Below are 21,488 nucleotides of genomic sequence, written 5' to 3' on the forward strand. Positions count from 1 at the left end.
TTTTGCTTGGGGGTGCGCGGCGGGTTGTGCCAATCACCAACAATTTTTACCATCGCCACCCCGGCGGCGGGGGGGGGCGCCATCGGCCTTACCCTGCCCAGCCGATAAACCCCAACGCGCCCCCCGCCTCCGCGGCGGTAACGGTTTATGGAGACGTCTGCTCGCCCCCAAAGCGAACACCGCCCTCAATAGGCCTTTCCTACATTATTCCGCTGTGCCAGCCTTCATCCAGCGGCGAATCCGCCGCCGCGCAAGGTCCTGATCACGGCGCGCATAGGGCTGAACTTTCCTGAACTTTGGATGACGCGGTCCCCACGCGCCACGTCGATTGTCGCCGGGCTTCAAAACTTGATCATGATCCGCCGCGCCAATGCCGGCGAGATGCTGTGGACGAGCTGCAGCATTTTCACCATCCCGGCATTGACCTCGCTTTTGCCGGTACGGATGCCGTGCACGATTTCGGCGGCGCAGTCGTGGGCGCTCATCTTCTTGCCGCCGCGGCCCGCAGTCATATTGGTCTCGACGACAGGCGGCAGTGCCTCGATCACGCGGACATTGCTGTCCTTGAGCAGATGCCGGATTGCCTGTGTATAGCTGCGCAGCCCGGCCTTGGTCGCACAATAGATCGAGCCGCCTGCCCGCGGCGCGATGGCAAGGCCGGACGTCACATTGACGATCGCCGCCTCGGGCTGGGCCCGCAGCTTCGGCAGTAGGCGCGTGCAGAGCGCGATCGGGGCGTCGAGGTTGGTGCGAATGCAATGCGCCGCGCTATCGAGCGTCGCAACGTCATCCAGCTCATATTCGCTGCCTACGCCGGCATTGTTGACAAGCAACGCGAGCGGCTTTCCCGCGACCCCGCCTACCACCGCATCGACGCCTGCCGCGGTCGACAGATCACCCGCGATCGTTCCGAACCCCAGCGCCGCCATCGCCTGCAACTTCGCGGCCGAACGGCCCGTGACGATTACATCGGCGCCCGCCGCCTGCAGTTGCAGCGCGATCTCGCGCCCGATGCCGTCGCTGCCTCCGGTTACCAGCGCCAATTTTCCTCTGACGTCCATGCGACCCCTCCCATGTTGTTACCTCACACACTATGGCGGCTCGCATCGCCATCGCCTACATGCAAAATCATGGCTCGCCCGAACGCTCCCGACCGATTCAACGAAGAGAAGGCGACCTGCGTTATCCGCGGCAGCGGCGCGGCCGATGACAAGCCCGACCTGGAGCGCGGCGCCGAGGCGATCCGCAGCGTTGTGCGCAAATTGCCGACCCGCCCCGGCGTCTATCGCATGCTCGATGCGCGCGGCGACGTGCTGTACGTCGGCAAGGCGCGGGCGCTCAAGAACCGGGTGACCAATTACACCCAGGTCGCGCGGTTGCCGCAGCGGTTGCAGCGGATGGTGTCGCAAACGCGCGCGATGGAGATCGTCACGACGACGAGCGAGGCCGAGGCGCTGCTCCTCGAAGCGCAGCTGATCAAACGCTATCGCCCACCGTATAACGTCCTGCTGCGCGACGACAAAAGCTTCCCCTTCATCCTGCTGCGGATGGATCATGATTTTCCGCGGGTGCAGAAGCACCGCGGCGCGCGGCGGGCCAAGGGGCGTTATTATGGGCCGTTCGCGAGCGCGGGGTCGGTGACGAAAACGCTCAACGCGCTGCAAAAGACCTTTTTGCTGCGCAGCTGCACCGACAGCTTTTTTGCCAACCGTTCGCGGCCGTGCCTGCTGTACCAGATCAAGCGGTGCAGCGCGCCGTGCGTTGGGCGGATCGACACCGAGGAATATGCCGGGCTGGTCAGCGACGCGCAGGACTTTCTGGAGGGCCGCTCGACCGCGGTCCAGAAGCGCCTCGGCGATGCGATGACCAAATCGGCCGAAGCGATGGATTTCGAGCAGGCGGCGGTGCTACGCGATCGGCTCAAATCGCTGACGTTCATTCAGGGTAGCCAATCGGTGCATGCCGACGGGCTGGGCGATGCCGATGTTTTTGCGCTGGCGGCGAAGGGCGGGCAGTTGTGTGTCGCGGGCTTCTTCATCCGCGGCGGACAGAATTGGGGGCATCGCAGCTTTTTTCCGGCGCATGTCTCAGGCGTCCCCGAAGAGGAAGTGATGGCGAGCTTCCTGATGCAGTTTTACGAAGGCGTGCCGCCGCCGAAGACGATCCTCGTCGACCGCGAACCTGCCGAGATAGAATTGCTGGCGGAAGCGCTGGGCGAAGTCGCCGAACGCAAGGTTGAGATCAGCGTGCCGCAGCGCGGCAACCGCCGCCGCCTGCTCGAACAGGCGGTCCGCAACGCAGGCGAGGAGCTCGACCGGCGGCTTGCCGAGAGCAGCTCGCAGGCCAAGCTGGGCCGCGAGCTCGCTGAGCTGTTCGATCTGGAGAACCCGCCGCAGCGGATCGAGATTTACGACAACAGCCATATCCAGGGCACCAATGCGCTCGGCGCAATGGTGGTCGCGGGGCCGGAGGGCTGGATCAAGGGCGCCTACCGCAAGTTCAATATCAAGCGCGCCGAGACGATGCCGGGCGACGATTTCGCGATGATGCGCGAGGTGTTCCAGCGCCGCTTTGCGCGCGCGCTCGAAGAAGACCCCGAGCGCACGAAGGGCGAATGGCCCGACCTGGTGCTGATCGATGGCGGCAAGGGACAGGTGTCGGCGGTTGCGGGGGTGTTCGCCGAGCTGGGGATCGACGATCTGCCTTTCGTCGGGGTCGCCAAAGGACCGGATCGCAACGCCGGGCGCGAGACCTTTCACTGGCCCGACGGGCGCGAGTTCACGCTGCCACCGAACAATGCGGCGCTTTTCTATATCCAGCGACTGCGCGACGAGGCGCACCGCTTTGCGATCGGCGCGCACCGGGCGAAGCGATCGAAGGCGCTGGGATCGTCGCCACTCGACGAGGTGCCGGGCATCGGTCCGTCGCGCAAGAAGGCGTTGCTGATGCATTTCGGGACCGCCCGCGCGGTGCGCGGGGCGAGTTTGGAGGATTTGCAGAAGGCGCCGGGGGTGAGCGCGGCGGTGGCGCAAGCGGTGCATGATTTCTATCATGCGGGGAATGGATAGACTTAGCCCCTCTCCTTCAGGGGAGGGGTTGGGGTGGGGGTCGCAGGATAGCGCGAGGCCGCTTGGCCCACCCCGCTGCGACTAGCCAGCAAGCTGGCAAGTCTCGCTGCCCCTCCCCTTAAGGGGAGGGGCTTAGGTAGGAAGGAAAACATATGGATTTCGCCGCAATGATGCCCCTGGCCGCCACGCTCGGCGTGAGCATCCACGAAGGCAGCAAGGACCGCGTCGCGGGCAAGCTGCCCGTCCGCACGGACATCTGCACGGCGGGAGCGATCGTCCATGGCGGCGCGATCATGGCCTTTGCCGATTGTCTGGGCGCGGTCGGGGCGTTTCTGACGCTGCCCGAGGGTGCGAGCGGGACGACGACGATCGAGAGTAAGACCAATTTTCTGGGCGCCGGGCCGGTAGGATCAGTGTTGGTTGGCGAAGCGACCCCGGTGAAAGTCGGCAAACGCGTGTCGGTGTGGCAGACGCGCATCGCGACCGAAGACGGCGCCGATGTCGCGCTGGTGACGCAGACGCAGCTGGTGCTTTGGCCAGCCTGACCGCCCCGGCGATCGTCTGTGCGGTGCGCGCGCATGGCGAGCACGGGGCGATCCTGCGCGCGCTGACCGAGGAGGCGGGGCTGGTCGCGGGTTATGTGCGCGGCGGGCGGTCGACACGGCTGCGTCCGATTTTGATGGCTGGCAATCTGATCGCGCTCGAGTTGCGGGCGCGCACCGAGGAGCAATTGGCGAGTGCGACCGCCGAGCTGCTCGCGAGCCGCGCCCCGTTGCTCGCCGAACCATTGGCGGCGGCGGCGATTGACTGGGTGACGAGCGTTACCGCGACGATCCTGCCCGAAAGCCAGCCCTATCCGGCCCTCTATTCAGCGTTGTCAGGGCTGCTCGATGCGATCGGCGTTGCGTCGTCGGCGCGGCAATGGGCGGCGGCGCTGGCGCGCTACGAGCTGTTATTGCTTGCCGAACTGGGCTTCGGGCTCGATCTCGACGAATGTGTGGTGACCGGGGCGGCGAGCGATCTGGCGTTCGTCAGCCCGAAGTCGGGCGGCGCGGTGAGTTTTGCCGCTGCAGCGGGCTATGAGGACAGGTTGCTGCGCCTGCCGCCCTTTCTGCGCGGCGCCGATTCCAGTTCTTCGCTTGCCGATGTCGTCGACGGACTGGCGATCACCGGCCATTTCATCGACCGCGACCTGCTCGACGGCCGCGCGCGCGATTTGCTTGGCGTGCGCGCGCGATTAATCGATCGGCTGGGCAGGGCGGTTGCGTGACGCGCCGCCGCTGTCTAAGCGGCGGGCGAGACACGAAAGGGTGACAAGTTGAAAATCCTGCTGCTGGCTGGCGACGGTATCGGTCCGGAAATCATGGTTGAGGCCGAGAAGGTTCTCGCCGCGCTCGCGCTTCCCATGACGCTCGACCGCGCGCTGGTCGGCGGTGCCGCCTATGCCGCGACCGGCCATCCGCTGCCGCCCGAGACGCTGGCGAAGGCGAAAGACGCGGATGCTATCCTGTTCGGTGCCGTCGGCGATCCACGCTTTGACAATGTCGAGCGCCATTTGCGCCCTGAACAGGCGATCCTGGGCCTCCGCGCCGAGCTCGGCCTGTTTGCCAATCTCCGCCCCGCCAAAATGTTCGCCGGGCTGGAAGACAGCTCGGCGCTCCGTCCTGAAGTCGCGTCGGCAATTGACCTGCTGATCGTGCGCGAACTCAACGGCGACGTCTATTTCGGCGAAAAGGGGACGCGCACGACCGCCGATGGCCAGCGCGAAGGCTATGACATTATGGCGTATAACGAGAACGAAGTGCGCCGCATCGCGCATGTCGCGTTCCGTGCCGCGCAGGGGCGGCGCGGGCGGCTGTGTTCGGTCGACAAGGCAAATGTGCTGGAAACCTCGCAGCTCTGGCGCGACGTGGTGATCGAGGTCGCGGCCGACTATCCCGACGTCGCGCTCAGCCATATGTATGTCGACAATGCCGCGATGCAGCTGGTTCGCAACCCCGGCCAGTTCGACGTCGTCGTCACCGGCAATCTGTTCGGCGACATTTTGTCCGATCAGGCGTCGATGTGCGTCGGGTCGATCGGCCTGCTCGCGTCGGCATCGCTCAGCGAGGGCAAACAGGGGCTGTACGAGCCGATCCACGGCAGCGCGCCCGACATTGCCGGCAAGCGCGTCGCCAACCCGCTCGCGATGATCCTGTCGCTCGCGATGCTGCTGCGCCATTCGGGTGGCGACGAAGCCAGCGCGGCGCGGATCGAGGCGGCGGTGGCCCAGGTGCTCTCGGATGGTTGCCGTGGCGCCGATCTGGGCGGGAATATGGGAACGGCAGCGCTCGGTGATGCGGTTGTTGCGGCTTTGAACGGATAGACAAGATGAAAAAGACCACAGGTTTCGATCGCAACACCACCCGCAACTGGCACCCGGCGACGCAGGCGGTGCGCGGCGGTACCTGGCGCAGCGAGCATGGCGAGACGTCGGAAGCGCTGTTTCTGACCTCGGGCTATACCTATGACGATGCCGAGACGGTCGCGGCGCGCTTTGCCGGCGAAGAGACCGGCATGACCTATTCGCGGCTCCAGAACCCCACCGTGGCGATGCTCGAGGAACGCATCGCGCTGATGGAGGGCGCCGAGGCGTGCCGGACGCAGGCGACGGGCATGGCAGCGATGACGACGGCGTTGCTGTGCCAGCTGTCGGTGGGCGATCATATTGTTGCGGCGAAAGCCGCGTTCGGATCGTGCCGCTGGCTGGTCGATCAGCTGTGTCCGCGCTTCGGGATCGAAACGACGGTGATCGACGGCCGCGACAATGACGGGTGGGAACGTGCGATCCAGCCGAACACAAAAGTGTTCTTCTTCGAAACTCCCGCCAATCCGACGATGGACATCGTCGATATGAAGCATGTCTGCGGCGTCGCGAAGGTGCATGGCATCACCTCGGTCGTCGACAATGCCTTTGCGACCGCGGTGCTTCAGCGTCCGATGGATTATGGCGCCGACGTTGTCGCCTATTCGGCGACCAAGCTGATGGAAGGGCAGGGGCGCGTTCTTGCCGGTGCGGTTTGCGGGACCGAAAAGTTCATCAACGACGTGCTGCTGCCGTTCCAGCGCAACACCGGCCCGAACCTGTCGCCGTTCAACGCGTGGGTGGTGCTCAAAGGGCTCGAAACGCTCGATCTGCGCGCGCGGCGGCAGTCCGAAAATGCGCTGGCAGTCGGCAAATTCGTCGAAAAGCGTGTACCGAAGATGCTGCACCCCGGCCTCGCCAGCCATCCGCAGCATAATCTGGCGATGAGCCAGATGGAGGCGTGCGGGCCGATATTCTCGTTCATTCTTGAAGACCGCAAACAGGCGATGGCGCTGCTCAACGCGCTCGAACTGGTCGATATTTCGAACAATATCGGCGATTCGCGCAGCCTGTGCTGCCACCCGGCATCGACGACGCACTACAGCGTCAGCGCCGAAGCGCGCGCCGATATGGGGGTAGTCGAGGGCATGCTGCGGATCAATATCGGGCTGGAGGACCCGCGCGATCTAATCGCCGATCTGGACCAGGCATTGACCAGGGTCGGGCTTTGAGCGACCTTGGCCGCGTGATGATCGACTCCTTCTTTCCCTTTGCCGAAACGACCGGCCCCGTCACTGTGCGCGTTTCGGTCAGCTATCTGCCCGAACAGTCGCATCCGGCGCTGGGGCGCTGGTTCTGGGCCTATCATGTCCGGATCGAGAATCATGGCGACGTCGCGATCCAGCTGATCAGCCGCCACTGGCGGATCAGCGACGGCCGCGGCCAGATCAGCGAAGTCGAGGGCGAGGGCGTCGTCGGCGAACAGCCGCTGATCGCGCCGGGCGGTGCCTATGACTATGTCTCGGGCTGCCCGCTCCCGACCCCCGAAGGATCGATGGTCGGCAGTTACACGATGGAACTCGGCGACGGATCGGAAATGCTGATCGCCATCCCGCATTTCCCGCTCGTGGCACCTGCGACCGCGGCATGAAGCGCACGCACCTGCCGCTGAACGCTTTACGCGTGTTCGATGCCGCGGCCCGGCACCTGAGCTTCACGCGCGCCGCGGACGAGCTTGCGGTGACTCCCGCTGCCGTGGGGCAGCAGATCAGGGCGCTCGAGGATATGCTTGGCGTGGTGCTGTTTCGCCGCACACCCAAAGGGCTGGAGCTGACGGGCGAGGCCGACGCGGGACTTGATGCGCTGCGCCAGGGCTTCCTGCAATTTGAAGAATCGGTGCGCGCGATGCAGGCGGGGCAGTCGTCGCAGTCGCTGACGATCGCGGCACCGCGCGACCTGATCGCCAAATGGCTGGCGCCGCGGCTGGCGCGGTACAGTCAGCAGGCGCCGGACGTGCGCTTCACATTGGTGTCGGCCGACGGCGGGATTGATTTTACCGAGGCCAATCTGGATCTCGCAATTTTCTGGTCCGACGGTGTCGGTGACCATGAAGGCGTGGCGATTGCTGAGCCGCTGATGGTGACCGTTGCTGGTCCGGGCAGCAGCAGCGACACGCGGATTGCCTGGCCGGGCTGTCCGGTCGACGATGGCGAACCAGCACTACGGCTGGGCGACGCTGGGCTAGCGATCGATGCCGCCGCGAACGGGCTGGGCCATGCGAATGTCCCCGCGATGCTGGCCGAGGCCGATATCGCGTCGGGCCTCGTTCGGCAGATTGGCGATGCGACTCCGGTAAAGCGCGGCTACTGGCTGGTCGCGCCAACCCCGCAATGGCGACAGGCCAAGGTTAAGGCGCTGGTCGCCGCGTTGACGGCGTAAACATTGCACGGCGGGCGGCTATTTCGCAGCAAGCGCCAGCAATCTTGTGACCAGCGCGACCATCGTATCGGTGGCGACTGACGCGTCGGAGTTGTTCCAGCTCGCGGTAACGACGAACCACTTGCCATCGGACTTGCGCTGACCGAGAAGGCTCATCGAAATCACCCCCAGTTCGGAGCCGCCCTTGTAGCCGAGCCACGCCCAATCCTTGGTCGCGCCCTGGTTGACGCCGGGATTGATCGCCATTGCCGACATGGCATTGGGTGAATTACGGTTGCGCAGGTCGATCATCAACCGGGCGATGTCGTTGGGGCTGGCGAACCATTCGAGACTGTTGATAAAGCGCGGGCTACCCGCGAAGCTCACGCCGTCAACATTGACGAGGGTCAGCCGGGTTTGGTTGGCGTCGATCAGCTTGCGCTGCGTCGCGTCATCGCCCGCGATAAAGGCGGCGCGCTCGCCTTCGAAATTATTGCCCTTGAGAGCAAAGGCCTCAACGGTGGTAAGGAACGGGATGTTGCGCGACGGCGCGCTGTGCCCTGCGACGCGCATCCGCGCTTCGATCGCCTCGCGCCCGAGCACATGGATCAGCGTATCGGTGGCGCTGTTGTCGCTGACCGAGATCATCCAGTTGGCGAGACTTTGCAACGTTACCGGCGTGTCCTTCGGCCAGTTCGCGGTGCCCATCGACGAAAAACTGAGGTGCGACAGCGGCACGACGTCGGACCAGCGGCGCTTCTTCGCAGCTACCTGCGCCGCCAATTCATCAAGGATGTAGAGTTTGAAGGTCGAACCGACCGCGAAGTGCCGGTCGGGGTTCGCTGCGACGAGCGGGCGGATTGTAGCGCCGTCGAGCTCCGCAACCAGAAATCCGGTCGCGCCGGGCAAAGCGGCGATTTCCGAGGCAACCTTGGCGAAACTGTCGTCCGCTGCCTCGAATCCGGTGAGCCGCAGCCCGATCACCCTTCCATCGGCGCCCGCGCCGACATCGAGCAGCACCGCGGCAACGCCCTTTTCGAACCGCAGCGACACTGAACCGGAACGGCCGTCGGTCGATACCGACTTTTCGACCGCGATCGGCTTGCCATATTGCGCGATCAGGCTGGCGGTCATCGCCCTGAACTGCGTTTCAGGCAGCGCGGCTTGAAATGTGGGGTCGAAATAATCGGCAAAGGCGATCTTGCCGTCTAGCATAGCAACCAGTTCCGCCGCGCGCCGTTCGAACGCCGTCGTCGCCGGGAACGCCGTTTCGGGCGACTGCGACGCGGCGGCGGCCGTCGGTAGCGACAGGACGATGAAAAGCGCGGCGAGGGCGGTTTTGCGGATCATCGAATCCCTTTAGGTCAGGCGAACCCGCGCGCACTAGGCGTCGATCGCCGCCTCATCGAGCGTTGCGGCGTTCGCCTGGATGAAGTGGAAGCGGTGTTCGGGATGCTTACCCATCAGCCGGTCGACCAGATCCTTGACCAGATGCCGCTCCTCATATTCCTGCGGCAGCGTGACGCGCAGCATGCTGCGCGTCGCCGGATCCATCGTTGTTTCCTTGAGCTGGTTCGGGTTCATCTCGCCCAGCCCCTTGAAACGGCCGACATCGACCTTTTTGCCCTTGAACTGAGTCGCTTCGATCTCGGCGCGATGCGCATCATCGCGGGCATACACTGAGGTGTTGCCAGACGTGATGCGATAGAGCGGCGGCTGCGCCAGATAGACATGTCCGCGCCGCACGATGTCGGGCATTTCCTGAAAGAAGAAGGTCATCAGCAAAGTCGCGATATGCGCGCCGTCGACATCGGCATCGGTCATAATCACGATTTTTTCGTAGCGCAGCCGGTCGGCGTCGCAATCCTTGCGCATCCCGCATCCCAGCGCGAGCGCGAGGTCGGCGATTTCCTGATTGGCGCGGATCTTGTCGTTACTGGCGCTCGCGACGTTCAGGATCTTGCCGCGGATCGGCAGGATCGCCTGCGTCTTGCGGTTCCGCGCCTGTTTGGCGCTGCCGCCGGCGCTGTCGCCTTCGACGATAAACAGTTCCGTACCTTCGGGGCCGTCGTTCGCACAGTCGGTGAGCTTACCCGGCAGGCGCAGCTTGAGACCGCTCGTTGCGGTCTTGCGCTTGACCTCGCGCTCGGCCTTGCGTTTCAGTCTTTCGTCCATGCGGTCAAGGATCAGCCCGAGCAACGCGCGGCCGCGATCCATATTATCCGACAGGAAATGATCGAAATGGTCGCGCACAGCGTTTTCGACGAAGCGGCTGGCTTCGGGGCTCGACAGGCGATCCTTGGTCTGGCTCTGGAACTGCGGCTCGCGGATGAATACCGACAGCATCAGTTCGCCCCCGTTGAACACATCCTCGGCGGTGATTTGCGCGGCCTTCTTCTGCCCGACCAACTCGCCAAAGCCGCGCAAACCTTTGGTCAGCGCCGAACGCAAGCCCGCCTCATGCGTGCCACCCGCGGGGGTGGGGATCGTGTTGCAATACCAGCTGTACGATCCATCGGACCATAAGGGCCAGGCGATCGCCCATTCGGCACGGCCCTGATTGCCCGGGAAATCCTGGCGACCAATGAACGGTTCGGCGGTCGCGCATTCGCGCGTGCCAATCTGTTCCTTCAGATGATCGGCGAGCCCGCCGGGAAACTGGAACACAGCCTCCGCAGGCGTGTCGTCGCCAATCAGCTCCGGGGCGCACTTCCAGCGGATTTCGACGCCGGCAAACAAATAGGCCTTGGACCGCGCCATGCGATACAACCGCTGCGGCTTGAACCGTCCGTGATCGCCGAAGATTTCGGGATCGGGAATGAAGCTGACACTCGTCCCGCGGCGGTTAGGCGTCGGGCCGAGCTCCTCGAGCCCGCCGAGCGGAGTACCCCGCGAAAAACGCTGGCGATAGAGCTGCTTGCTGCGCGCAACCTCAATCTCAGTTTCAACCGACAGTGCGTTGACGACGCTGACCCCGACGCCGTGGAGGCCGCCAGAGGTCGCATAGGCCTTCCCCTCAAACTTGCCGCCCGAATGGAGCATCGTCATAATGACTTCGAGCGCCGACTTGCCCGGAAATTTGGGATGGGGATCGACGGGCATGCCGCGACCGTTGTCGACGACCGTCAGACGGTTGCCGACATCGAGGGTGACCTCGATCCGGTTCGCGTGGCCCGCCACCGCCTCGTCCATGCTGTTGTCGATTACTTCGGCGGCGAGGTGATGCAGCGCGCGCTCATCGGTCCCGCCGATATACATGCCCGGACGCCGCCGGACGGGCTCCAGCCCCTCCAGCACCTCGATCTGCGAAGCGTTATAGCTCTCGGTGGCCGGGGTCGCGGCGTCGAACAAATCGTGACTCATGACAAGGCTATAGGGGTCAGGAAAGCCCGCTGGCAAGCGCGGTTTTTCGCGGCTGTGGGCGTCGCAATCACCGGTCGGCTCATCCTATTTTTATGCACGGGTGGAACTTTGGCGGCGGAGGCCGGGTTTGGCCGGTGACTAAAAAGTCATTCAAAAAGCGGAGTAAAAAATGAAAACTCTCTCTCTCCTCGCTGCACTGGCGGCCAGCACTGTTGCCGTCCCAGTCTTCGCACAAGACCGCGACCCGTCGCAGGATTTCGACGGTCCCTACATCAGCATCGGTGGTGGCGGCACATTGCAAGGCAATGATCGCGGCGAAACTGTCGTGTTCGACACCGACCGCGACGGCACCTATGGTGACCAGGTAACGACCGTTGGCGGTGCCAACGCCTTCTCGACCGGCTTCTGCAACGGCGCGGCGACCAGCAGCGCCAACATCGGCTGCCGCAACGACAAAGATGGTCCGGAATATTTCGGTCGTCTTGGTTTCGACAAGCGGATGGGCAACTTCGTCCTGGGTGCAGTGATCGAAGGCGGCCGCAGTGTCGCCCGCGACAGCGTCACCGCCTTCTCGACGACTCCCGCCAGCTACACCTTCAGCCGTGAAGCCGATTATCAGGCCAATGCCCGCCTGCGCGCCGGTTACACGCCCGGTGGCGGCGCCCTGTTCTATGTGACGGGTGGCGGCGCCTATGCGCGCCTCGACAACCGTTTCTCCACGAGCAACGGCGCCAACAGCTTTGCCGACAATGGCAAGACGCACGGCTGGGGCTATACCGCAGGCGGCGGCGCCGAGGTGATGGTAACCAACAACATCGCTGTCGGCCTGGAATATCTCTACACCGACATCAAGGACGATGATTTTGTCGTCAACGTCGGCGCCGGCACCGCGCCGCCGACCAATCCGTTCCTGTTGAACGGTGGCGGCACTGATATGAAGCGCAGCAGCGAGAATTTCCGTACACATAGTGTGCGCGGGACGCTCAGCTTCCGCTTCTAAACACTTGCAGAAGCAGCAATTGGAAGGCGTCGGATCGCAGGATCCGGCGCCTTTCGGTTATTTGGTGGATGGCGCCGCGAAGATCGCGAAATTCCCGTTGGCGCTGCTGACCAGGCGACCGTCCTGATAGAGCTTGGCGTCGATATTGGCGACGCGTTTTCCGCGGTGAAGCACCGCCGCTTCGCAGGTCAGCCGACCTTTTCCGACGCGGACGTGATAGTTGAACTTGATTTCCAGCGTCGCGCACCATTGATCGGCGTCGAGCAGGCTGGTCAGCGCGCCGCCCATTGCGGTGTCGGCGAGTGAATAAGCGACGCCGCCATGCGCGGCGCCTTGCGGGCTGAAATGCTGCTGCGGATTGACGTCGATCGCCATGACACAGCGACCGTCGCCGCGCTCGACCATTTGCAGGCCGAGCGCGCGCGCGAATTCAAACTCCTGCGCGAACGGCTTCACCGACCGCGCCCTAACGAACTCGCGGGCCTCCGAACGGCGGCGGCGGCGGCGGACGGCGCGTGCCGCGCGGCAGCTGTGCCTGATAGGCACGCCCGCAATGCTCGACGCAATAGGGGAAGCCGGGGTTCACGGCCTGACCGCAGAAATGGAAGTCGGGCTCGCCAGGATGACCCATCGGCCAGCGGCAGATGCGATCGTTGAGATCGAGCAGGGTCGTCTTGTCGGCGATCTCCGGGCTCGGCTTGGCGGGAACTAAGCGGCGCGGCGGCGCGGGCGGGATCGGCGCCTGCTGGTCGCCCGGTCCCTGACGAATGAAGCCGCCGGGGCCGATCGAGACAATGCGCGGCTGATCAGCCTTGGGAATCTGCTCACCGACCGAACCGTCGGCGGTCGGTGTATCGACCGTCGGTCGCGCTTCAGACCTTGGCGGGGTAGGGACCACAGGGCGCGGCGCGGCGGGCGCGGCGGCGCGCGGGGCCGCGGCGGGGGCAACCGGCTTCGGTGCAGCAGGAGCCGCCGCCTTGGCAGGCTTGACCTTATCGGTCGCTTTCACCGGCGACGGGCGCGATTTCAGGCCGAGGCGATGCGCCTTGCCGATCACTGCATTGCGGCTGACGCCGCCAAGTTCGTCGGCGATCTGGCTGGCGGTCAGCCCTTTTTCCCACATGGTGCGCAGGCTTTCGATGCGCTCATCGGTCCAAGACATATTCTATTCCTTATCATTCCACGCCGCGGGCTATGTCGCGGTTATCGATGCGATCCTTGCGGACCGACGCCACTGCCCAGCTTGCGGTAAGATCGGGGAGGCGATAGGCGAGAACGCCATGAACGACCAGCCCCAAATTTCGCGACCCGACTCGAGCAAATTCGCGGCAACCCCGCCTTTTGCCGAACCGGGAGTGCCGCACATCCGGACGCTCAACGTGCCCGGCATGCAGGCGCTATATGTCAAGGAGGTGCGGCGGTTTTTCAAGGTGCAGCTGCAAACAATCTGGGCACCCGCGATCACAACGCTTCTGTTCCTCGTCATTTTCACCGTTGCGCTCGGCGGCGCGGGGCGCGAAGTCATCGGGGTTCCCTTTGCCGATTTCATCGCACCGGGGCTGATCATGATGGCGATGCTGCAGAACAGTTTTGCCAATGCCAGCTTTTCGCTGCTCGTTGGCAAGATTCAGGGAACGATCGTCGATTATCTGATGCCGCCGCTCGCGGTCGGCGAACTGATTATCGCGCTGGTTGGTGCTGCAATTACGCGCGCTCTGCTTGTTGGCCTCGCGCTATGGCTCGCGATGTCGCTGTGGCCTGGGGTCAGCGTCATGCCCAATCATTTGTGGGCAGTGGTGGTGTTCGGCGTGCTCGGCGCCTCCATGCTCGGTTTCCTCGGTCTGATCACTTCGGTCTGGGCGGAAAAGTTCGATCATGCCGCGGCGGTGACCAACTTTGTCGTGACGCCGCTCGCGTTGCTCTCGGGGACTTTCTACTCGGTCGACCGGCTGGCGCCCTGGTTCCAGACCGTCGCGCACGGCAACCCCGTCTATTATGCGATCATGGGCTTTCGCTACGGCTTCATCGGCACGGTGGATTCGACGATCGTCAACCCGATTCTGACCGCGATCCTGGTGCTGGTCGGGGTCAATATCGCGCTGGGATTGTTGACCTATCGCCTGCTCGCGTCGGGCTGGAAACTGAAGGCTTGAACCCGCTTGCTTAGTGGCGATGAATGGCGCGGCCGCGGTATCGGCCGTCGTCCAGCCCCTCGAACATCGCCTCGATCTGCGGATGGTCGATCGGTCCGCCTTCGGCGTCGGGGACCAGATTCTGTTGGCTGACGTAAGCAATATAGGAAGAATCGCCGTTTTCGGCGAGCAGGTGGTAATAGGGCTGCTCTTTCGCCGGACGGATCTCTTCCGGGATCGCTTCATACCATTCTTCGCTGTTGGCAAAGACCGGGTCGATGTCGAAAACCACGCCGCGAAAATCAAACATGCGGTGGCGCACGATGTCGCCGGGTGCAAAGCTGGCGGCGCCGACCAAAGGTGCGGTAACGGCCGCGCGACGTTCAGGGGAGGATTCGGAAATCATGCTCCCAATCTATGGCTATTCCCTGCTGTTTCAACCCTGTTACACTCGGCTGCCCGCCGGTGGGTCGAATCCGGGCTGTGATAGGCGTTACAGACCATGACGCACGCCGAGCTACCTTGTCTGCTCGGCCGCCGGTTGTACCGGGCTGGATTGCGGGCCGTGTTGATTACAACAGGGAAAGGCATAGCATGAACGACATACCGACGAGCAACCCGACGCCGCCGCAAAGCCCCGCATCGGGCATTATCGAGCGGGCCAAAAGCATCATCCTCAAACCCAAAGAAACATGGGTCGCCATCGACGCTGAACCCGCGACGACCCAGTCGATCTATATGCCCTATGTGCTGGCACTGGCGGCGATCGGGCCGATCGCCCAGTTCATCGGGGGGCAGATTTTCGGTTACGGCGCCTTTGGCATCAATTTCCACCCGCCGATCGGCACCGCGCTGGTGTCGGCGATATTGTCCTATGGGCTGGCGCTGGCGACGACCTTTGCCCTCGCGCTGGTGATCGACGGGCTGGCGCCAAATTTCGGCGGGCAGAAGAATCAGGTTCAGGCGCTGAAAGTCGCCGCCTATTCCGCAACGGCAGGCTGGCTCGCGGGGATATTCGGCCTGATCCCGGCGCTCGCCATTCTGGGCCTCCTCGGCCTTTACAGCCTCTACCTGCTGTATCTTGGACTGCCAATCCTGATGAAGGTGCCGCAAGACAAGGCGCTCGGTTACACCGTCGTCGTGATCATCGTGGCGATCGTGCTGTTTCTGATTGTCGGTGCGATCGTCGCATCGCTGACGGCGCCCTCGCTACCTGGGATCCGTATCTAGCGTTTCTCGGCCGTCCCGGCGGTGGCGCCGGGGCGGTTGCCCGGCTGATGGTCGAGTGGTGGTCGGATCAGGGGAAAAATGGAGGAGTGTGAGGGATTCGAACCCTCGGTACCGTTGCCGGCACTTCGCATTTCGAGTGCGACGCTTTCGACCACTCAGCCAACTCTCCTCGCTGAGAGGTGACGCCCCTAGCGGCGGTCCGCCGCGCTTGCAACCCTCTAGTCACAAAAGCGACGGACCGGGCGTCAGATTATGGCTTTTCTGCTTCCCACCAATAGGCAGCGCGCTTGCGGTTGCCTGTCCCCACCTCGTTCATCGTCAGCGGATCGTAAAGCCGTCCGCCCAGCATGACGCGGTGGATGCGTTCGGTGTTGCGGATGTCCTGCGTAGGATCGGCGTCAAGAATCAGCAAGTCGGCGAGCTTGCCCGCTTCGAGCGACCCGACATCCTTGCCATAGCCCAGCGAGGTGGCAGGCATGATCGTCGCGGCGCGCAGCGCGTCGATGTTGCTCCACCCGCCGCGCACGAACGACCAGATTTCCCAATGCGCTCCGAGCCCCGATTGCTGCCCGTGCGCGCCGATCGACACCATTCGGCCCGCCGCCGCGATTTTGCCCGCTTCGCGCGCCGAATCATCGTCGACATAATCACCCTCGGGCGCGATCGTGCGGCGCTTGTTGTTCGCCGCAAGCTGCGCGGGCGGGATATGTTTTGTCAGGATCGGATGCTCCCACACATTGGTGTGCGCGCGCCAATAAGGATCTCCCGCGGGGCCACCATAGGTAACGACCAGTGTCGGGGTGTAATCGACCTGCGTCTGCCCCCACAGCTGCACCAGATCCTTGTAGAAGGTGTGGAGCGGGATGTTGTGCTCGACCGTCGAATTGCCGTCCTGAATCAGCGACACGTCCATCGTGTAAAGCGAGCCGCCCTCGGGCACGACGAGCATTCCCTCGGCCTGCGCTGCCTTGACGACCATCTGGCGCTGATCGCGGCGCGGCTGGTTGTAGTTTTTGACGCTATGCGCTCCCTGCGCCTTCAGACGGCGGATATGGGCGAGCGCGTCGTCATAGCCGTTGATCTCGGCATAGACCCCCGCCGCCTTGGCGCCATAAATGATCTCCCCGGTGGAAAAGATACGCGGCGCTAGGATCAATCCGGCACGCTGCATTTCGGACGACACGAAGATTTCGGACGCGCGCGACGACGGGTTGTGGCTGGTGGTCGTCCCCATCGCGAGATTGACGATTTCGGACCAGTTCTGCTGCGGCACGAGTTCGTCGTCGCCGTGTGCACCATGGGCGTGCGCATCGACGAAGCCGGGGACGATCGTCTTGCCCGTCGCATCGACCGTGACCGAGCCCGCAGGAACACTGATCGACGCCAGTGGCCCGACCGCGGTGATCCGGTCGCCCTCGATAACGATCACGCCATTGTCGATGATGCCGCCGTCCGCCCCGGCCATCGTGACGATCCGCGCACCGGTGATGACGACGGTGCCGCGTCGTTTCGACGCCGCCTGCGTCATCGCGAGCGAAACCCCTCCCGTTGGAGGCGTGAACTTCGCTGCCTTCTCGTCCGCGGGGGCGTTGGTGAACAGGCTGGCAAGGTCAGCACTGAACAGCGTCGCGCCGCGGCTCCAGTGGAGGCGGCGGCCACCGCCGGACCAGTGGATATACTCCGCCCCGCTACCGCTGACCCGGGTGACCGGCAGCGCGCCACTCTTGGTTTCAAGCGCGATATCCTGGCCGCCGGGCATCAGCGGGGTCACATAAGCGTCGTAGTTCTGGCGGAAAGCCAGCGTGCGCCCGTCGGGCGAAATTTCATAATCGCTGACCAGTTCGCCATTGGCGTGGGTGCGCTTATCTTGACCGCTGAGGTCGGTACTGACGAGCTGGCTCTTGCCGTCTCCTGCGGTGACCATGAAGATGCGGTCGCTGGTCGCGCCATATTGCGGCTTGGCGCCGTCGGCGTTCACCCGCTCTGCCGTGCCGCCGGCCGCAGCAATGCGATAGACGCCGGGATCTTCGCTCCAGCGTGTCGAGGTGAGCCCGCCGCCGCGGCGCCGTTCGAAAACGATCGTCTTGCCGTCGGGCGAGAAGCGCGGTTCGGCATAGAGGCCCGGGACGCTCGTCACCTTGCGCGACGCGCCGCCGCCCGCAACGATGGTATGAATTTCCCCCATGCCGCTGTCGGTCCAGCGCACAAAGACGAGCGACTTGCCATCGCGCGACCAGCTTGGCCACGCCTCCATCGCGTCGTCCTTGGCGGCAGTCAGCCGCCGCGCGGTGCCGCCGCTGGCGGGCTTGATATAGAGCTTGCCGAGCGTTTCGAAGACGACACTGCGCCCGTCGGGCGACACTTCGGCCCAGCGCGGCATTTGCGTCGTGAAGCTGTCGGGGGCAACCTCGACCGCTGGATGGGTGGCGTCGATGATCACGCGGTCGTCGTTGATGCTGAACGGAATGAGGCGCGCTTCGCCACCCTGACCGCTCACACGGCGGAGCTTGCCGCCCGCCCAGAATACAATGTCGCGGCTGTCGGGGGTCCACGCCATGTTGGGATAGACGCCGGTGACCGCCCAGGTTTCCTGCACATCCTGGTCGAGCGCGTCATACACCTTGCGCTCGGTGCCCGACGCGAGGTCTTTGACGTACAGTTTCGACTGCGCCGCCTCGCGGCGGACGAAGGCCAGATATTTTCCGTCGGGTGAGGGGGTGGGGCGCACAGCGCCACCGGCGCCCGACGCCGCCGTGCTGACCTTGGCGCCCTGCAGATCATAGCGTTCGATGTGGAACAGGTCGGTGTTGCTGTCCTGTGCATATTCAAAGATCGGCCCGGCCGTCACGTTGCGAGTGTAGAATACGCTCTTACCGTCGGCCGCGAAGATCGGCTCGCCGAGTTCTTTCTGGTGGCGTTCATTCGGCTTTTTGACAAGCGGCACCCCCGCACCGCCCGACACATGGTACATCCACACCTCGCCGGTACCGAGCGACCGGCCGGTGGTGAAATGTTTCTTGGCGACGATGAACTGGCCGTCGGGACTCCAGCTCGGTTGGTTGAGCAGGCGGAAGTCCTCCTTGCTCAGCTGTACCTTGCCGCTGCCGTCGCGGTTCATCAGCCAGATATTGTCGCCGCCGGCGCGGTCGGACACGAACGCGATGCGCTTGCCGTCCGGCGAAAAGCGCGGCTGATGCTCGAACGCCAGCCCCTCGGCGATGCGCGTCGGGGTGCCACCTTCGATCGGCATCGTGTAAATGTCGCCGAGCAAGTCGAAGGCGATCGTGCCTCCGTCGGGCGCAACGTCGATGTTCATCCAGCTGCCTTCGTCTACCGTGATCGGCACCTTGCGCGTCGTCATGCCGGGGGGCGCATTGACGTCCCATTTCTCCGGCTTGGCGTCGGCGGCGGGCGTTGGCGCCGCCTGCTGAGCAAAAACCGAAGTCGAACAAGCCAAAGTCGCCGCAAGGGCGAGAGCGAAGCGCGCCATATCATTATCCCCGTTTGAAATTATCTGCCGACCATATGACCCTCTAACGAACATGCAAGCGACAGGTTTCGACGAAGAACTGGCAGCGTCGACGAGCGACTGCTAGCGCGGTCGAAAGAACAGTACCGGGAGAGCAAGGCGTGCCGCTCAAAGGAATACGAGTCCTCGATTTCGGGCGCTATATCGCCGGACCCTATTGCGCGGCGCTGCTCGGCGATTATGGCGCCGACGTCATCCGCATCGAAGCTCCGGGCGGCAATGACGATCGCTACACGGTGCCGGTTGCCGACGATGGTTCGGGCGCGATGTTTATGCAGATGAACCGCGGCAAGCGTTGTCTGACGCTGAAACCGGGGAGCCCCGAAGGCCGCGAGATCGTGCGGCGGCTGGTCGAGACTGCCGACGTTGTTGTCGCCAACCTGCCGCACGCCGCGTTGACCAGGATGGGGCTGGATTTTGACACCCTGTCGGCAATCAATCCGCGCATCATCCTGGCCACCGTGTCGGCGTTTGGCAGCGAAGGACCGCTGGCGCAGAATGTCGGCTTTGACGCGGTCGGGCAGGCGATGTCGGGGGCGGTGCATCTGACCGGGACGCCCGATCAGCCGTATCGCGCGCAGGTCAATTATGTCGATTTCGGTACCGCGCTGCACACGGCCTTCGGCGTCATGCTGGCGCTGCGCGAGCGTGAGACGACAGGGCGGGGGCAGTGCGTTTCCGGGTCGCTGCTCGGCACCGCGCTCGCCTTTTCCAACGCGCTGGCGATTGACCATGCGCTCAACGGCATCGAGCGCCAGCCGATCGGCAACCGCAGCTATAGCTCGGGACCGACCGACGTCTTCCGCACCCGCGACGGGTGGATCGTGACCCAGATCGTCGGCGGCGGCATCTTTGCCCGCTGGGCTAATCTGGTTGGGCGTTCCGAGCTGGTCGATGATCCGCTCTATGCCAGCGACATCTTGCGCGGAGACAATGGCGAGGCGCTGAGCGTCATCATGCAGGATTGGTGCAGCCAACGCAGCAGCGCGGACGCAATCGCCGAGTTGGGCGCCGCGCGCGTGCCCGCCGCTCCGGTGCTGCGCGCGAGCGAGGCGCTGGCGCAGCCGCAAGTGGCGGCGATGGGGCTGGTCGAGCCCGCCAACTATCCCGGCACTCCAAGCAGCGCACCCGTCATTCGGGCGCCGATCATCCTGTCGGACAGCACCAAGGTGGCCTCGGCCCGCGCCCCGCAAGTTGGCGAGCATAGCGAAGCGATCCTCGCGGAGCTTGGCTACGGTGCCGCGGAGATCACGGCTTTGCGAGCGGCAAGCATTATTTGAGCGGCGCGGGGTGGACGGCGGCGCCTCGGCACCTTAAATACCGATCAGTATGAAATTCAGCTTCCCACGAAACAACCGAGGAGTGTCGAGATGAGCGATCAAGCCGAATATGTACCGCCAAAGGTTTGGACCTGGGACAAGGACAGCGGCGGGCGCTTTGCCAATATCAACCGTCCGATCGCGGGGCCGACGCACGAAAAGGATCTGCCGGTCGGCAAGCATCCGCTCCAGCTCTATTCGCTCGGCACGCCCAACGGCGTGAAGGTCACGGTGATGCTCGAGGAACTGCTCGCGGCGGGTCACAGCGGCGCCGAATATGATGCATGGCTGATCAATATTGGTGAGGGGGATCAATTCTCCAGCGGCTATGTAGCGGTCAACCCCAACAGCAAGATCCCGGTGCTGGTCGATCGCAGCGGCGCCGAGCCGATCCGCATATTCGAATCGGGCGCGATCCTGATCCACCTCGCCGAAAAATTCAGTGCGTTCCTGCCGACGGAGGCGGCGAAACGCGCCGAAACACTGTCGTGGCTGATGTGGCAGATGGGCAGCGCGCCTTTTCTGGGCGGCGGCTTTGGCCACTTCTACGCTTATGCGCCGACGAAGCAGGAATATCCGATTAACCGCTACGCCATGGAAGTGAAGCGCCAGATGGACGTGCTCGACCGGCGGCTGGCGGAGAGCGAATATATCGCGGGCGCCGACTATACGATCGCCGATATGGCGATCTGGCCCTGGTACGGCGCGCTCGCCAAGGGATTGGTCTATGACGCGGGCGAATTCCTGCAGGTGCACGAGTATAAGAACGTCCAGCGCTGGACCGATCAACTTGCGACACGCCCGGCGGTCAAGCGCGGGCGGATGGTCAATCGGGTGACCGGCGATCCGGCGAGTCAGCTCCGCGAACGGCATGATGCGTCGGACTTTGACCTGCGGACGCAGGACAAGCTGGAGGCCGCGGAATAGGTGCAATTTGCGCGGTTCGATGACGAGGCCCGTTTGCGCTGAATCAATGAATGGCGCCAACGCCCGGAATCGTGTCGGTTTAGAAATATATTGCGAACAAAAAATTATTTTAAAAAAGCAAAAACCCGGAGAGGCAAATAAAAAAGCCCAAAAAAAAA

19 protein-coding genes and 1 tRNA gene are annotated in these 21,488 nt (G+C 63.8%); 12 read left to right on the top strand and 8 right to left on the bottom strand.

All coding sequences use genetic code 11. The annotated features are described in order from the left end of the window. Positions 1-341: 341 nt before the first annotated feature. The gene (locus tag K0M74_RS12990) at positions 342-1,061 is read right to left on the bottom strand and encodes an SDR family NAD(P)-dependent oxidoreductase (protein ID WP_293973027.1); all 720 of its coding nucleotides are present in this window, start codon (positions 1,059-1,061) and stop codon (positions 342-344) included. A 69-nt stretch (positions 1,062-1,130) separates the two neighbouring features. Between K0M74_RS12990 and uvrC the strand changes: the two genes are divergently transcribed. The 7 genes from uvrC (at position 1,131) to K0M74_RS13025 (ending at position 7,851) form a co-directional block, all read left to right on the top strand. Continuing rightward, a complete protein-coding gene (gene uvrC, locus K0M74_RS12995; protein WP_293973030.1) occupies positions 1,131-3,068 on the top strand; it encodes an excinuclease ABC subunit UvrC in 1,938 nt (645 codons plus the stop codon). Between the two features lie 152 nt (positions 3,069-3,220). Further along, positions 3,221-3,613, top strand: coding sequence for a PaaI family thioesterase (locus tag K0M74_RS13000; RefSeq protein ID WP_293973033.1), 393 nt, complete (start codon positions 3,221-3,223; stop codon positions 3,611-3,613). Beyond that, positions 3,601-4,338: a DNA repair protein RecO gene (gene recO / locus K0M74_RS13005; protein ID WP_293973036.1), complete on the top strand. Its 738-nt coding sequence runs from the start codon at positions 3,601-3,603 to the stop codon at positions 4,336-4,338. The genes K0M74_RS13000 and recO overlap by 13 nt, the downstream gene beginning before the upstream one ends. A gap of 48 nt (positions 4,339-4,386) precedes the next feature. Further along, entirely contained in the window at positions 4,387-5,433 is a 1,047-nt protein-coding gene (leuB, locus tag K0M74_RS13010) for a 3-isopropylmalate dehydrogenase (protein ID WP_293973039.1), read from the top strand. A 5-nt stretch (positions 5,434-5,438) separates the two neighbouring features. Then, positions 5,439-6,644, top strand: coding sequence for an aminotransferase class I/II-fold pyridoxal phosphate-dependent enzyme (locus K0M74_RS13015; RefSeq protein WP_293973042.1), 1,206 nt, complete (start codon positions 5,439-5,441; stop codon positions 6,642-6,644). A gap of 17 nt (positions 6,645-6,661) precedes the next feature. Continuing rightward, a complete protein-coding gene (apaG, locus tag K0M74_RS13020; protein ID WP_293973081.1) occupies positions 6,662-7,063 on the top strand; it encodes a Co2+/Mg2+ efflux protein ApaG in 402 nt (133 codons plus the stop codon). Then, positions 7,060-7,851 carry a LysR family transcriptional regulator gene (locus K0M74_RS13025; RefSeq protein WP_293973045.1) on the top strand — a complete coding sequence of 264 codons (792 nt, stop codon included), beginning with the start codon at positions 7,060-7,062 and terminating at the stop codon, positions 7,849-7,851. The genes apaG and K0M74_RS13025 overlap by 4 nt, the downstream gene beginning before the upstream one ends. A gap of 18 nt (positions 7,852-7,869) precedes the next feature. Here K0M74_RS13025 and K0M74_RS13030 read toward each other — a convergent pair whose 3' ends face one another. Next, positions 7,870-9,180, bottom strand: a complete 1,311-nt coding sequence (locus K0M74_RS13030) for a serine hydrolase (RefSeq protein ID WP_293973048.1) — start codon at positions 9,178-9,180, stop codon at positions 7,870-7,872. Between the two features lie 33 nt (positions 9,181-9,213). Then, positions 9,214-11,193, bottom strand: coding sequence for a DNA topoisomerase IV subunit B (parE, locus tag K0M74_RS13035; RefSeq protein ID WP_293973051.1), 1,980 nt, complete (start codon positions 11,191-11,193; stop codon positions 9,214-9,216). A 169-nt stretch (positions 11,194-11,362) separates the two neighbouring features. Between parE and K0M74_RS13040 the strand changes: the two genes are divergently transcribed. Then, complete coding sequence (locus K0M74_RS13040; RefSeq protein ID WP_293973054.1) at positions 11,363-12,193, top strand: outer membrane beta-barrel protein; 831 nt, start codon at positions 11,363-11,365, stop codon at positions 12,191-12,193. 57 nt (positions 12,194-12,250) lie between these two features. Here the strand turns inward: K0M74_RS13040 and K0M74_RS13045 are convergent, their stop codons facing one another. After that, on the bottom strand, positions 12,251-12,649 hold the full coding sequence (locus tag K0M74_RS13045; RefSeq protein WP_293973057.1) for a PaaI family thioesterase: 399 nt from the start codon (positions 12,647-12,649) through the stop codon (positions 12,251-12,253). 10 nt (positions 12,650-12,659) lie between these two features. Continuing rightward, a complete protein-coding gene (locus K0M74_RS13050) occupies positions 12,660-13,355 on the bottom strand; it encodes a GcrA family cell cycle regulator (protein ID WP_293973060.1) in 696 nt (231 codons plus the stop codon). 118 nt (positions 13,356-13,473) lie between these two features. On the opposite strand from K0M74_RS13050, the gene K0M74_RS13055 reads away from it, so the two are divergent. Beyond that, positions 13,474-14,346, top strand: coding sequence for an ABC transporter permease (locus tag K0M74_RS13055; protein WP_293973063.1), 873 nt, complete (start codon positions 13,474-13,476; stop codon positions 14,344-14,346). Between the two features lie 10 nt (positions 14,347-14,356). Here the strand turns inward: K0M74_RS13055 and hspQ are convergent, their stop codons facing one another. Further along, positions 14,357-14,731 carry a heat shock protein HspQ gene (gene hspQ, locus K0M74_RS13060; RefSeq protein WP_293973066.1) on the bottom strand — a complete coding sequence of 125 codons (375 nt, stop codon included), beginning with the start codon at positions 14,729-14,731 and terminating at the stop codon, positions 14,357-14,359. A 188-nt stretch (positions 14,732-14,919) separates the two neighbouring features. On the opposite strand from hspQ, the gene K0M74_RS13065 reads away from it, so the two are divergent. Further along, positions 14,920-15,555, top strand: coding sequence for a Yip1 family protein (locus K0M74_RS13065; RefSeq protein WP_293973069.1), 636 nt, complete (start codon positions 14,920-14,922; stop codon positions 15,553-15,555). A gap of 79 nt (positions 15,556-15,634) precedes the next feature. On the opposite strand, the gene K0M74_RS13070 is transcribed toward K0M74_RS13065, so the two are convergent. Together K0M74_RS13070 and K0M74_RS13075 are read right to left on the bottom strand one after the other, a co-directional pair. Then, a tRNA-Ser gene (locus K0M74_RS13070) sits at positions 15,635-15,724 on the bottom strand. Positions 15,725-15,805: 81 nt separating this feature from the next. Then, positions 15,806-19,045 (bottom strand): amidohydrolase family protein, encoded by a 3,240-nt coding sequence (locus K0M74_RS13075; protein WP_293973072.1) that lies wholly within the window; start codon positions 19,043-19,045, stop codon positions 15,806-15,808. Between the two features lie 140 nt (positions 19,046-19,185). On the opposite strand from K0M74_RS13075, the gene K0M74_RS13080 reads away from it, so the two are divergent. Together K0M74_RS13080 and yghU are read left to right on the top strand one after the other, a co-directional pair. Then, positions 19,186-20,364, top strand: coding sequence for a CoA transferase (locus tag K0M74_RS13080; protein WP_293973075.1), 1,179 nt, complete (start codon positions 19,186-19,188; stop codon positions 20,362-20,364). 90 nt (positions 20,365-20,454) lie between these two features. Next, positions 20,455-21,330, top strand: coding sequence for a glutathione-dependent disulfide-bond oxidoreductase (gene yghU / locus K0M74_RS13085; protein ID WP_293973078.1), 876 nt, complete (start codon positions 20,455-20,457; stop codon positions 21,328-21,330). Positions 21,331-21,488: the final 158 nt, after the last annotated feature.

The sequence above is a fragment of the Sphingopyxis sp. genome (genome assembly GCF_019459305.1).
Classification (GTDB): Bacteria; Pseudomonadota; Alphaproteobacteria; order Sphingomonadales; family Sphingomonadaceae; genus Sphingopyxis.

Coding starts and splice junctions, on each gene's coding strand:
- K0M74_RS13050 (WP_293973060.1), bottom strand. CDS start 13,355: ATGTCTTGGACCGATGAGCGCATCGAAAGCCTGCGCACCATGTGGGAA.
- yghU (WP_293973078.1), top strand. CDS start 20,455: ATGAGCGATCAAGCCGAATATGTACCGCCAAAGGTTTGGACCTGGGAC.
- uvrC (WP_293973030.1), top strand. CDS start 1,131: ATGGCTCGCCCGAACGCTCCCGACCGATTCAACGAAGAGAAGGCGACC.
- K0M74_RS13030 (WP_293973048.1), bottom strand. CDS start 9,180: ATGATCCGCAAAACCGCCCTCGCCGCGCTTTTCATCGTCCTGTCGCTA.
- K0M74_RS13065 (WP_293973069.1), top strand. CDS start 14,920: ATGAACGACATACCGACGAGCAACCCGACGCCGCCGCAAAGCCCCGCA.
- K0M74_RS13000 (WP_293973033.1), top strand. CDS start 3,221: ATGGATTTCGCCGCAATGATGCCCCTGGCCGCCACGCTCGGCGTGAGC.
- hspQ (WP_293973066.1), bottom strand. CDS start 14,731: ATGATTTCCGAATCCTCCCCTGAACGTCGCGCGGCCGTTACCGCACCT.
- K0M74_RS13055 (WP_293973063.1), top strand. CDS start 13,474: ATGAACGACCAGCCCCAAATTTCGCGACCCGACTCGAGCAAATTCGCG.
- K0M74_RS13075 (WP_293973072.1), bottom strand. CDS start 19,045: ATGGCGCGCTTCGCTCTCGCCCTTGCGGCGACTTTGGCTTGTTCGACT.
- K0M74_RS13015 (WP_293973042.1), top strand. CDS start 5,439: ATGAAAAAGACCACAGGTTTCGATCGCAACACCACCCGCAACTGGCAC.
- parE (WP_293973051.1), bottom strand. CDS start 11,193: ATGAGTCACGATTTGTTCGACGCCGCGACCCCGGCCACCGAGAGCTAT.
- apaG (WP_293973081.1), top strand. CDS start 6,662: ATGATCGACTCCTTCTTTCCCTTTGCCGAAACGACCGGCCCCGTCACT.
- K0M74_RS12990 (WP_293973027.1), bottom strand. CDS start 1,061: ATGGACGTCAGAGGAAAATTGGCGCTGGTAACCGGAGGCAGCGACGGC.
- K0M74_RS13040 (WP_293973054.1), top strand. CDS start 11,363: ATGAAAACTCTCTCTCTCCTCGCTGCACTGGCGGCCAGCACTGTTGCC.
- K0M74_RS13025 (WP_293973045.1), top strand. CDS start 7,060: ATGAAGCGCACGCACCTGCCGCTGAACGCTTTACGCGTGTTCGATGCC.